This window comes from Microcoleus asticus IPMA8, assembly GCF_013179805.1.
Taxonomy (GTDB): Bacteria; Cyanobacteriota; Cyanobacteriia; order Cyanobacteriales; family Microcoleaceae; genus Microcoleus; species Microcoleus asticus.
On record NZ_SRRZ01000061.1, the window covers coordinates 30,434 to 43,116 of the forward strand.

Here is a 12,683-nt window from a genome sequence, read left to right on the forward strand (position 1 = left end):
CTTGCCTGTTAAATCCCACAACCGGGCTGTATTGTCCGCTGATGCCGTAGCGATGTATTTGCCGTCAGGACTAAAACTGACACTCGATACCCCCTCCTGATGTCCTTTAAATTCTTGTATCAGCTTGCCTGTTAAATCCCACAACCGGGCTGTATTGTCCGCTGATGCCGTAGCGATGTATTTGCCGTCAGGACTAAAACTGACACTCGATACCGAACCTTGATCTCCTTTCAACCGATTTTGTTCTCGGATGTTGTCGAGAATCTGGTTGAGGGCAATCTGGGGAGTAGATATCGGATAATCTGTAAGGGAACGAACGTCTTTGACTGTAGCTTTCAGTTCTTTGCCAGTCTTCACGGCTGAGATTAAAGCATCTATTTGGTTATTGTGGAACTCAAACAGTCTCAAAGCATTACTTGCCGATCTCTCTAATTTTGTCAATTTCTGTGCTGTTCCTAACAACTCTTCTGCTTGCAGCCGCGCCTCGGCTAATATTTGCTTTTCGGCTTCAGTTTGCTTGAGTTTTCCACGTAATTCTAGTAATTCCGCACCGCGCTGTTTGCGGATAAAAGGCACTAAATAATCGTGGACAAGTTGGTAACGTTCAATCGGAGTTGCTGGCACTTCTAACACCAATCCAGATTTAACGACAATCTCGATAACTAACTCTAATCTTTTTGAATCTGTTCCTAAATCTGCTGGTAACTCAGCCCGAGTTTTCTGAGGACGGGTGTTGTTTTCATCTGTCAGCAAGTACAAGACAAGTTCGGCAATATCTTTATTCTCCTGGCCGCAGTCGGCGATAACTTCTGCTAAAAATCCCTCAACCAGTTTGACCTTAGCCTGACTGCCTAGTTGCTGATATTCACCCAGTCGAGTAATCTGCCGTTTTTCTAGTTGCGTTCCCACAATTTGCAACTCAATCGGCCGCACTTCGCGCACTTCACCTGCTAAATCTTCTACCAGCGCGTTTACCAAATCTTCGGATAAGTCAAGTTGAGAGCGTTTTGTTAAGGTTTGGAGAACAACTTTCGCATCGGGAATCGAAAATTTACCCAAGTAATAGCAGATTTTTTTATTAAGAATGTCGTTATCAATAATTGACAAATTGCTCGCGCGGTTCCATTCTAACAAGTAGAAAAGATAATCTTCCCGCAGCGATAGGATAATTTTTAGTTCAGCAACCTTATTTAAACATTCAGCCAAAAAATCATAGAACTCTCTCCTGCTAGTTTGATCTTGATAAGCAAAGAAAAATTCCTCAAACTGGTCAAAGATTAGTACCGTCAATAAATTGCGATTTTGATTCAGTCGCAACTGTTCCAGAATAGCTGCCGGCGTGTCAATAGGACTAGATAAACTCTCACCTTTTATTTTTTCAATTCCCGATCGCAAACGCTGACCGCAATCCCTCGCCCAATCGTGATAAGACTGCAATAAAACAGGCAATACGTCCCGCGCTTCAAAAGTGGTAACTTGCAGGGCTGGAACTAATCCCGCTTGAATAATCGAACTTTTTCCTACTCCCGACTGTCCGTGAATAATTGTCAGCTTGCAAGCAGGTGTACCTATCCGTTGAATTATCCGTTTAATATCCTGCGCCCGCCCGGAAGCGGCTGCAATTTCTTCAACAATTTCAGCTTGTGATTGACCTGATTCTAAACCGATATCAATTATTTGTTGCGGAGGCTGCAAGCGACCGGCACCGATAAAAGCTTGCAATCCATATTTGCTTTTAACTGCTTGTTGCTCGAGTTTGATATCAAAGGCTTTTAAATATTCGCCTTGCTCAAAATAGATAGTTCTCAACTCTTCTAAAATCCTCAGATAAAGCTGCACATCATCTTGAGGCTGGGTAATTACTTTCGCTTGTGTTAGAGTTTCTATAATCTCAAGAGGGGAAAATACAGAGTCACTCCCCCCCTTAGCCAGGGGGGGCTGGGGGGTGTTAACTGTCGAACAGGGGATAAGATTTCGCTGCCCTTTTGCCAAAAGTAGCAGATACAAACCAGTCTCTTTTTTATTTATTCCTGCTTGTGCCAAAACCGACAATGCTAATTTAGCCGATTCGCAAGCTTTTTCCCACTGAGATTGTTGCAGCGCCACCTCAGCCAAAAAGCCGTAATCTTCAGCTACTTGACTCGGAGTGCCGTAAATTTCGTGCATTTCTAAAGCTTTTTTAGCTAAAGTTTGCAACTCTTCCCAAGCTGCTAAACGCCGCAGCACTTCGCCAAGTTCGCTAATACATTTCGCAGCTAAATCGTGTCGCTGCACTTGCTCAAAACTCTCCAGAGATTGCTGTAAATACTTTCTAGCTTCTTGCCAATAAGCTTGATTGCCTGCCCGGTGCAATTCAGCTTTGCGGTTGTAAGCTTGAGCAATTTTCTGGCAGACAATTCCTTGTCTTTCTAAGTGGCGATTTTGCTGCCAAAATGTCAAACTTTGGTGATAATATTCGAGTGCTAAATCTATATCTATTTGATTTTTATGAAATTCAACTAAACCCTGAATAAATTGCCAACTAGCTTGCAATTCCTGGTCTAATGCTGCATTTAGCAAATCATTCGCCAGCGACTCCATTTCCCAGTCATCTAATTTGAAATTATCAACATCAGCAAAAGCTTGACTGGTTTGTTGTTGTAACAAATTCATCAAATCATCGGGCGGCATGGTAAACTTAATGGGAGGAGGAGCCCAAGACTTCAAATCATTCGCCGATCGACTGAATTTAGACAGTACGGAATCCGTCACCCATAATATCAACGGAAAAACAAAATCTTGCTTGAATTGATCTCGCGCTCTATTAGCCCCCGCTAACAGGTCATCAAGAGCAACCACCGATTCTATGCCCACAACTATTAAAGCTTTCGGTGGTTGCTGCTGGACGGCATTGAGAATAGTTTGATGAAGTATTTTAGTGGCAGGCTCAAGTACTAATTCTTGATATTCAACTGTCGAGCGATCGCGCAGCTTTTCCAGCATTGCAGAACGCAAGCTAGCATAATTGCAGCGCACTATAGTTAAAGAAAACTTTCCTTGAAAGCGGGCGATCGTCCGTACCAATGTAGAGAGCGATCGCTCATTTTCTGCTGCACTATCTTCTGCTAGATTTGAGTTGATCATAATTTCAATAATTTTGCTGCTCCCACAGCTTAAATTTGTCAGTTTCCATCAACAGCGGATTCAACGCAAACCAATTTCCTTGAGTGTCTACATATTCAAAAACCCACAGGTTTCGCAGCAAATCTTGGTATTCTTTATCTCCATTAATGCTTTGTTCTTTCACCACCTTAAACAGTAATTCCCACCGATCATTATCAATGCCATTCTTCAGAGTGTCGCGGGAACTGCGAATCACTGATTTCAACACATTTTGCGAAATTGGAGGGTCATCTTGCTGCAAGCAACCAAACAGCATCCCCATCAAGTTTCGCAGATGCCCTCCGCTGACACGACACAATTCATCTAAAGTTTCAGGAGTGTCAAAAACTTCGGTAATTAATGTGATATGTTCCTCGGTTGGCACATCGGGAAAAGCCCGTGACATCACCATGCGCCGCAACAAATTCATCCCCTCAACACATTCGCTGCCGTCTCTCTTCTTTACTGGTACCATTGGCAAAACTTGCGGGCCAACTCCCCCTCCCAATCGATTTTTCAAAATTTCACTTTCATTGCCAAAAATCAATCCCAGTGGCAGTGTATAAACTAAATGGCAATTCAGTTTCCGCAACTGATCGCCCCGGTCAATAAAGATATATTCTGGCAACAGCCGCCCCGAGGCATTGGATTGAGAAACTATCCGGTCTAAGTTGTCAACAATCACCACCAATCCTTTTTGACCCCGCTGCTTTAACTGATTAATTGCTACATCAATAATTTCTTGATTAATCAGTTCTAACATTTTATTAGCTTGCGGTTCCATGTACTGTCTCAGTTTAGATCGCAAGTCGGGATTACTTTTGGTTTTGGCAGTAATTTTGGCAATACCTAAAGGCAGAGAAACTTCCAGATTTCCGTCTGTATTGCCCTTGAATTTGTTGCCAAAAAGTTCTCCTTCAGCTTCTAAAGTCACAGGAGTCTGTAAAAAATTCCAACTGTTTTTTAAGAATTCTTTAAAACCCTGGGGCTGCAAGGAAATGTTGCCCTCTTCCAAGCTTTGGGTGACTCGCCGCGCGATCGCCAACATGATATCTGTCAAATCGAGATCCATTTCATCGAGGTCTTCTGTTGACTCGAAGTAAACTACATGAAAACCCTCATCTGTCAACTCTTTTTGCAGTCGCGATAATTCAGTAGACTTGCCGCAACCAATATGTCCGGTAAATAATTGGCAAGTCGGTTTATCTGATGACGAACGGGTAATTGTCCGTTTGAATACGTTAATAATTTTCCCGCCACGCACCTCAGAAAAATCAATGTAATACCGCAGATCTTCGGCATGGCCTAATTTTAGGGACTCACTGGGGTTGCAGGCATTCCAGAATTTATCGAAATCTAGGCGCATAAAATTTTCTAAATTAGTTTTTGTAGTTATTGTAGGGTGGGTCAGGGCTGAATGTTTTTACCAGAGACTAAAAATTTTTCCCGCTAAGCACTCTACGGTTAGTTAGCTGACCACCCATACGTCGAAGACTATTAGTGTGAACCTGGATGCTGTTTCCAATATTGGTAGGCGGCATAGGCTAAGGTGACAGCGCCGGTCACAATGGAGGCTTCATCAACCTCAAATTGCGGGTGATGGAGGGGATAGTTCGGTTTGTCAGTCAGTCCCACTCCTAAGCGAAACATAGTTCCCGGTGCGTGTTCTAAGTACATCGAAAAATCTTCCGCGCCGAGGGATGGTTCTGGTAAAATCTGGACGCGCGATCGACCTAAAGCTTCTAAAGCCGCAGTTTCGAGTAATTGCGTGAGTTTTGGGTCGTTTTGGACTCCGGGCACGCCGCGCTTGTAGGTGAGTTCGTACTTAGCGCCGTAAGTCGCGCAGACGCTGGAAACAATTTGTTCGATCCAAGCCGGCAGTTTTTCGTGGGTTTCCGGATGCAGCGATCGCACGGTTCCCAGCAATTTTACTCGATCGGCAATTACGTTCGGCGCTCGCCCGCCGTTAATTTGCCCGATCGTCAAAACCAGTGGCCTCAAAGGATTTTGCGTGCGGCTAATTGCCTGCTGCAAAGTGGTAATTATCTGAGAAGCAATCCAAATTGCGTCGATCGCCTCGTGGGGACGCGCACCGTGGCCGGATTCGCCCATCACAATCAATTCTATGTCATCTGCTGCCGCCGTCAGGGCCCCGTGGCGGATACCGACGCAACCGCCGGGAATGGTCGGGAAAACGTGCACTCCGAGGATGCCGTCAACGTCTTGCATCGCCCCATCTTTAATCATCCATTGAGCACCTTGGGCAATCTCTTCTGCCGGCTGAAACAAGAAGCGGACGTGACCGGGCAATTTTTCCTCTAGCTGAGACAATATCATGGCTGCGCCCAAACCGACTGTGGTGTGGATGTCGTGGCCGCAGGCGTGCATGACTCCCTCGTTGCGGGAGGCAAATTCTAAGTTAGTGCGTTCTTGAATCGGCAAAGCGTCCATATCGGTGCGAATTGCCAGCCAGCGGGACTCGCTGCTGTGGCCTTTGAGTTCGCCGATCACTCCTGTTTTGCCGATTCCTTCGATCGCCCGGACTCCGCTGGAAGCGAGAACTCCGGTTACATAGGCTGCGGTTTGATATTCTTGGCCGCTGAGTTCGGGGTGGGAGTGAATGTGGCGGCGAATTTCGATTAAGCGGGGTGCTAGGGTGGCGGCTAATTCTTTGATGCGGGGAAGCATGAATTTAGTTGGGGAGTGCGGTACAAGCTGTAGTCAACTAGGTTAACGCATATGTTTGGGGGTGAACAGGGTTACAAGGGACAAAAGTGCGATCGGGCTTTTAGATGGCAATGCTATTTTGTTTGTGAATAAGATTTCTTTTTCTAACCGCAGAGGGCGCAGAGGGCGCAGAGAAAAGAGATAAAAGAGAGTGAGGCAAAAACCCGGAACAAAAGTCTATATTCTAGGTTCAAATGCTGATTTTTAGTTGAGTTTTTCTGGTTGTGATATCATCAAAGAGTAAATTTATTAAAATTCTTCCCTATGATTAGCTTGGGCTTATGGAATGTAATTATTCTCATTATAATTGCTTTGTTTCTAAAATTTAATTGGCGATTAGATAGCGAAAAAACAGCATGGCAAGATTCTTTGTTTTTAAAACATCCTTCGATCCAAAGGTTGACTCAGTTTTTTAGTCAACCTATCGTTAACTTTATTTTGCAAGCAGTTATTGTATTAGTTCTCACCCGATTTCTCACTTATACCGGTTGGTTGGTTTACAATCTGACTAATCGGCCAGATCCGCCTTACTGGGATTTTAAGTGGTTTTATGTAGCGAGTAGATTAGCCCATCAGCATTTGAGTCCCTTTAATGTCGAGGTGTTTAACAGCGGTTTCTGTAGCATCACAAAAGTGTGCGGGTTTATTCCATCTTTTGTTTATCCACCTAACATTATTCCTTCGCTGTGGTTTTTGGGCTATTTCCCGATGAAGACTGCATTCACAATCTGGACTTGGCTGCATCTTATTGCCACAGGTTTTGTTTTATGGGGAGCGAATATCTTGTTGGAGTCGCACTCACGAGCTTTTCGGACTATTTGTAGTATATCAGTTGCATTCCTCTACGGTTTTGTCTTCGATCTTCAAGTTGGCAATGTGGCAACTTTTATTGCCGTTCTGCTGTTATGGATGTTTATTTATGCTAGAAAAAATCAGGATGTAATTGCCGGACTTTTATTAGGAGTTGCCCTTTTTAAACCAACCTTAGTTATATTGTTTATTCCTTATTTTTTAATCAAAAGACGGTTTCAGCTAGTTTTTATATCTCTAGTCACGGTAACTTGTTTGGCAGTTATAGGTCTAGCTGTAACGGGCAATTCTTTAACAGGATTTATACAGGATGCGACTCGTGGATTTCCACTCTGGCTCAACGATCCATCGAATAATGCTTATATTTCTATGAGTCGCCTTGATTTAAGGGTTATGGGGCCGAGATTTTTCCCCGATAGTCCCTTCGTGGCGAAGCTATTTTCTAACTTGATAATTCTGTTGCTAGTTGGTTTAGTGAGTTGGTATTTTTACAAAAAACAATCTCGCAATGCTTGGTCAAAAAAAGTTGACTTATCTGAAATGGTGCTAATTTCTACTTTGAGTATTGCTATCAATTATTCTCAGCCAACCAGTTCTGTGATGTTAGCGCCGGCGGTGGTTTTTTTGCTGAATGATTTATGCTTTCAGATTAAAAATTGTGCCTTTTCTAGGCAAAGAATGTCGGTTTGGTTATTGGGGGTTGGCTGTGTCATGGTGCAAACCGCTGTGATTCATGGCGGGCTGTTGGTGTTTCTAGGAAAGCAGTGGAACTGGAAGGGCGGGGAATTGCCTTATTTGTTTAAAGTAACTATTTTTTCACTACCGAGTTATGCGATTTTAGGTCTTACGTTAAGTGTTTTAGTCTTAGCAATTACATCTCTTGGTCAAAAACAGGTTGCTGAATTTGACCCTTTGGATCGGGTTTCGGGTTAGAGGAAAAACAAAACCCAACTCCAACACAAAATAAACGGCCTGACAGGTTGGCAGTTGAGAATGACTCATCAGCGTAGAGATCAAAGGTTAATTGCTGCTGGGTTCATCTTCTGTAGTTTTTTTAGCCAAGTAAGCATCTACAGCTTCAGAGACAATCCGACTTACGAGATTGCTGACTGTCCGGTCTTCTTTCTTGGCCCAATCTTCCAAGACGTTATAGGCGTTTGGAGGAACGTAGCTGGTGACTCGTTTTAGGTTTTTTGCTGGCAAGTTAGGCAACTGGGAATTTACTTCATACATCGATCGTACTTTCTTTGTACGCCTCTTGCATAGTGTCACTCGGTGTGATACCGTGTAATTAGTCAAACACAAAACCCCCACCGGCCAGACTCGCAATCGTTCGGTGGGGGCTTGAACTCCCATATTTAGGAGGAAACTCTATGATATCACCGCCAAAATCAGTTCCCGAACTGCTCCGGGAAGAAATTCCTGATGTACCTCAAGGTAAGCAACCGATTCGTTTGCTGTTGTGTGGCGTTCCCAAAGCGGTAGAAAGTATCGTTAATCTGTTGCACGTTTTAGGTTTTGCAGAAGTTGGGGAATGGAGCCCGCCTCTACCATCGCCGATAGCGGGTGAGGTGATTCGGATTTTAACCCGTTACTGGAAAGAGTAATCTTTGAGGGCGATCGTATGAATTGAAAAAGTGCGATCGTCCTTTTTTCATCCAAAATCAGTCTTGTTCGTTGCTGTCGCTTTTCTGTTGCTGCGATCGATCGTCGCTGGGAATTATACCCTCAGATTTAGCTCGATCGACAGCTTCTTGAATTAATGCCAGCACCATATTTGAGACTGGCCGATAATGCGAGGAAGGGCAACCGTTCTAGGTCTGCTTTAACTTCTTCTAGAAGATATACAACTATTCTGGGGAGTTTTGCTGGCAAGGCTGTTGTTTGTGCTATTACCGCCCTATTGTACCTTTTTTTGACCTGCTACACCATTTATTTTAACCTTGCGGGTTGACTCGGAGTACATACCGCGATACTTTGATAAAGGTCAACTCGCAGATGATGCACATTACACAAGTAGTAGAACTATTAAATAGTCATTAACAAACATATCTAGCGGATGCACATCAAATATCATTTTCGTTGTCTGTCATACTCAAGGGATTTGTATTCATGAAGCTTGCCAATTCGCTTTTAGCAGTAACAGTGACGATCGCTTCTGTGGGTTTTACCGTATCTGTCAAAGCCGATACGGTGAATGCCCGTTGCGATGTGTATCCCAAAGGAGAAGATCGCACCGTGTCTTCCAGTCCCTGTACCTTTTCTCAACGGCAGGGCGCAGTTGGGATTCAATTGGAAAATGGTAAGCGCTATGACTTGACCCCTGTGGGCAATCAACCGGGGAACTATCGCGATCGAAATGGGCGACCAGCCTATCGGCAAGCCGGATTGGGCGAGCGCGGACAGATTTATCGCCTCGCCACTGAATCAATTTTTGTCTATTGGGATACGGCTCCCGATAGACAAAACTCAGGTAATACAAATAGTGGGGGTTCTGCTGCTCGTTCTCAGCCTGATGCGGGTACTACCGTCCCTCAGTTGCGCGATTTAGTGGGGGCAAGGGCAGGACAGGCAGAAAACGCAGTCAGACAACGGGGTTATCGCTTTGTTAAGGCTGATGAAGGGGGTTACACCTATTGGCTCGAAGGCAGAACCAACTATTGCGTAACAATCCGAACGGATGAAGGGCGCTACCAGTCGATCGTTTACACAGGTGGTTCAGCGGATTGTCAGAAGTAGTTGCTATCTGACAGAAGGAGCAGTTAACTGCTAACAGACACCGACAAAATTCTCTACGGTTCCCCCCTCGTCGAACCCCGACTTGCCAAACTAATTCTAGCAAGTCGGTTTAGTGTGTTTGCATGAGCGATCGCCAGTCAGCGTCGCTTAGTCCACCAACGTTACCCCTGCCTTCGATGCCCTTTCTTTCGATAATCATGAGGTGCCTATGTCGTTAGCTAACAGAGCCAGACTTTTCTATGGTTCGCCCTTAAGCCGCCCCCGCAAAGCTGTGTTTATCCTCATTGTTTTGGCTGTATTAATTGCCATTAGCACGTCATCCTTTATAAGGGAATTCTCAGGTCTTCCCCCAGTGGGTCTCCAGATCTTTTTTATCGCTATGGCAGGGACGATCTTACTGACGCTGATTACCCTGGCAATTTTGTGGTTTCTCGATCGCCGAGAACCAGAATCGAGTTGGCTTTACTCGATCGCGGTGTTGTGGGGCGCTCTAATTGCCACCGGGTTAGCTCTCCCGTTTAACATTTACATACTCAATGCTGTAGCCAGCTTTGTGAAATTGCATCCCGATGTCCAGGCAATTTTTGGCGCGAATGCTCGACTGCGTTGGTTGCCTCTTGGCGAGACGAACTGGTGCGATTGCGATGTTAGTGTCTTGTTGACTTCCCTCTTCTCACCGTTACCAAACAATTGACGGTATTCTTCTTAAGGGTGAGCCTAGCTTCAATATCAGGTTGCTCAATCACGTCCCGACAAATATGTTCCCGTTTAATCGATTCCTTCGTCTCACAATCCGGTTTGTGCTAATTAGCCTGATGACGATCGCGCTGGTGATAAGTTGGGGTGCGATCGCCCAGAGTCAAGTGCCTTCCCTACCATCTGGTGCTGCGAATAATTCCTTCAATCCTCCATCTGAGGTCAGCCGCCACGGAGAATATGAAACAGCTTCAATCAAATCACCGCTGGACGGTAAAGAATTGTTTGAAGTGACCTCTCCTACAATTTTTAATCGAGACAAAATCCCAGATGGCTCTCTTCCGGTGGAAGTTCGGGCACAGGACGTGAATGAGCGGCTGTGGCGGGTTTTCTATCGAACCTACTCTGCTAAAAAAACACCAATTGTGAGGATCGCTACACTCAATAATCGACCCATTATCCAAATTAGTGACGATCGATCTTCTCGCCCGATCCGATTCGTGACGTTGACAGAACCAGATGCTGACTTTAACGGTAAAACCCTCGACGAATTAACTCAGGCATGGCAAACGATTCTTCAAGATGAAGTCGCTCGGTTCAAGCAGTTAACGACACCAGAAGCCGTTCGACAACGATTGGGGCAGGCATTGCAGATCTTACTGGGATTGCTGATTGCCAGTGCTGTAATTTGGTTTCTGCGACGAATTTTGACCCGCAGACAAAAAACTCTGGAGAGCCAGTATCAAGAGCAATTAACTGCCTCTACTAATCGTGTGTCCTTGGCGAATGCAGAAGCGAAAAAAGCGCATCAGTCAGCACCCAGTATTTCATCAGAGACGATTGCAGGAGAAGAAACCGAAGCGAGAGAGATTGCAGATGTGCGATCGCACTTTCTGGCAACCCTGCAACATCAATTCAGCGTGAAGCGTCGCTTAGACATTGACAAATTTCTCAAATGGGCGCTGTTCTGGATTTTCATTTTGATGTGGTACGTCGGCATTGCACGCATCATCTCAATTATCCCCTTGTTAATGCGATGGAGTGTTTACGTCTGGTCAACACCCCTGACATTGATTGCGATCTGGTTTGGCATTAGTTTAGCAATCCGCATCAGCAAAAGTTTAATCGATCGCTTGTTGCATTCCTGGAAAGTCAATCCACTCATCTCACTCCCAGAAGCACAACGCATTGCCCTAAGAAGTACCACCATTGCTGAAGCCCTAAAAGGACTCGCCACCTTTGTTTTGGTAATCAGCGGAATTATTTGGACACTGGGTCTGTTTAATGTTCCGACCAGTTCGATTGTGGCAGGAGGTGCGATCGTTGGGTTAGCAATTTCTTTTGGTTCTCAAAGCTTGATTAAAGATCTGGTCAACGGTTGCTTGATTTTGATCGAAGATCAATTTGCCCTGGGAGATGTGATTCAGATTGATAACAAGGGTGGTTTGGTCGAAAATCTTAACCTGCGAGTGACTCAACTCCGTAATAATGAAGGTCAACTCATTACAATTCCCAACAGTGCGATCGCAAATGTCTGCAATTTAACTCGCCTCTGGTCAAGAGTTGATTTTTCCATTGTGGTGGACTATGACAATGACCCCAAACAAGTTCTCGATGTGTTGCGCCAAGTCTCGCAGCAGATGTATCAGGAACCTGATTGGTGCGATCGTCTACCCGAACCACCCGAAGTATTGGGCATTGATGACCTCTCTCACACTGGAATGCTAGTGCGCGTTTGGCTTAAAACAGCACCGATGCAACAGTGGAGTGTTGGACGCGAGTTCCGTTTACGGGTGCGTCAAGCATTTGAAGCAAACAACATTCGGATCGGTAAACCACAATCTATTACTTATAACATGGGCTTGAACTCCCATATTCAGGAGGAAACTTTATGATATCACCGCCAAAGTCCGTTCCCCAACTGCTGCGCGAAGAAATTCCCAATGTACCGACGGGCAAAAAACCGATCCGCTTGCTGATTTGTGGCCTTCCCAAAGGCGTAGAAAGCATCGTCAATCTGCTGGAGGTTTTAGGTTTTGCTTTTATTTGGGGAATGGAACCCGCCTCTACCGTCGCCTCTAGCGGGTGAGGCGATTCGGATCTTAACCCGTTACTGGAAAGAGTAATCTTTGAGGGCGATCGCACGAATTAAAAAAGTGCGATCGTCCCTTAACTCAATTCCAAAAGTTGGCTCAAAAACTCAAGAAAATTTGCCAAAGCCGGAACCTGCTGTTGCGTCTGTTCGCTCACCCAATTATTATCAGCAATACTTGTTGTATTAGTCTTCCCAGGTTTGAGAACACTGACAACAGTAGCAACTAAAGCTTTTTCCCGATCGAAATTTTTCCATTTTAAAGATTTCCTCTCTTTCTCAGAAAACTCATCTAGATAAGAACTAGCTTTCTCCATGTACGCGGGATAAGCTATCTGTCCGCACTCACACAGCAAAGTATCCAAAACACCGGGCGAAGCGTTATCTGGTAGTGCCCTGAAGGAAAGGATCGAGTAAGTTACTATTAGAGAGAAGTGTTTATCATAGTGTGATATGACAGTAGAGATTCCCCATTGTC

At 44.9% G+C, this 12,683-nt stretch carries 11 protein-coding genes; 6 read left to right on the forward strand and 5 right to left on the reverse strand.

The window, feature by feature from the left end; translation table 11 throughout:
• From E5S67_RS17135 to E5S67_RS17145, 3 genes are all read right to left on the reverse strand, one after another.
• A partial coding sequence (locus E5S67_RS17135; protein ID WP_479686978.1) for an nSTAND1 domain-containing NTPase occupies positions 1 to 3,123 on the reverse strand: 3,123 nt, incomplete at its 3' end.
• 4 nt (positions 3,124 to 3,127) lie between these two features.
• On the reverse strand, positions 3,128 to 4,507 hold the full coding sequence (locus E5S67_RS17140; RefSeq protein WP_172189290.1) for a P-loop NTPase fold protein: 1,380 nt from the start codon (positions 4,505 to 4,507) through the stop codon (positions 3,128 to 3,130).
• 131 nt (positions 4,508 to 4,638) lie between these two features.
• Complete coding sequence (locus E5S67_RS17145) at positions 4,639 to 5,829, reverse strand: M20 family metallopeptidase (RefSeq protein ID WP_172189292.1); 1,191 nt, start codon at positions 5,827 to 5,829, stop codon at positions 4,639 to 4,641.
• A 303-nt stretch (positions 5,830 to 6,132) separates the two neighbouring features.
• Between E5S67_RS17145 and E5S67_RS17150 the strand changes: the two genes are divergently transcribed.
• Positions 6,133 to 7,611: a glycosyltransferase family 87 protein gene (locus E5S67_RS17150; protein ID WP_172189294.1), complete on the forward strand. Its 1,479-nt coding sequence runs from the start codon at positions 6,133 to 6,135 to the stop codon at positions 7,609 to 7,611.
• An 87-nt stretch (positions 7,612 to 7,698) separates the two neighbouring features.
• Here the strand turns inward: E5S67_RS17150 and E5S67_RS32515 are convergent, their stop codons facing one another.
• Positions 7,699 to 8,034, reverse strand: coding sequence for a ribbon-helix-helix domain-containing protein (locus tag E5S67_RS32515; protein ID WP_216670526.1), 336 nt, complete (start codon positions 8,032 to 8,034; stop codon positions 7,699 to 7,701).
• 17 nt (positions 8,035 to 8,051) lie between these two features.
• Here E5S67_RS32515 and E5S67_RS17160 point away from each other — a divergent pair, with 17 nt between their 5' ends.
• From E5S67_RS17160 to E5S67_RS17180, 5 genes are all read left to right on the forward strand, one after another.
• On the forward strand, positions 8,052 to 8,285 hold the full coding sequence (locus tag E5S67_RS17160; protein WP_172189298.1) for a hypothetical protein: 234 nt from the start codon (positions 8,052 to 8,054) through the stop codon (positions 8,283 to 8,285).
• 505 nt (positions 8,286 to 8,790) lie between these two features.
• Entirely contained in the window at positions 8,791 to 9,417 is a 627-nt protein-coding gene (locus tag E5S67_RS17165; RefSeq protein WP_172189300.1) for a hypothetical protein, read from the forward strand.
• A 379-nt stretch (positions 9,418 to 9,796) separates the two neighbouring features.
• Positions 9,797 to 10,111: a PrsW family intramembrane metalloprotease gene (locus E5S67_RS17170; protein ID WP_172189302.1), complete on the forward strand. Its 315-nt coding sequence runs from the start codon at positions 9,797 to 9,799 to the stop codon at positions 10,109 to 10,111.
• Positions 10,112 to 10,175: 64 nt separating this feature from the next.
• Entirely contained in the window at positions 10,176 to 12,008 is a 1,833-nt protein-coding gene (locus E5S67_RS17175) for a mechanosensitive ion channel family protein (protein ID WP_216670527.1), read from the forward strand.
• Positions 12,005 to 12,202 carry a hypothetical protein gene (locus E5S67_RS17180; RefSeq protein WP_246276832.1) on the forward strand — a complete coding sequence of 66 codons (198 nt, stop codon included), beginning with the start codon at positions 12,005 to 12,007 and terminating at the stop codon, positions 12,200 to 12,202. Before E5S67_RS17175 ends, E5S67_RS17180 begins: the two co-directional genes overlap by 4 nt.
• 80 nt (positions 12,203 to 12,282) lie before the next feature.
• Here the strand turns inward: E5S67_RS17180 and E5S67_RS17185 are convergent.
• On the reverse strand, positions 12,283 to 12,683 hold a 401-nt coding region (locus E5S67_RS17185), incomplete at its 5' end, for a DUF3226 domain-containing protein (protein ID WP_339382893.1).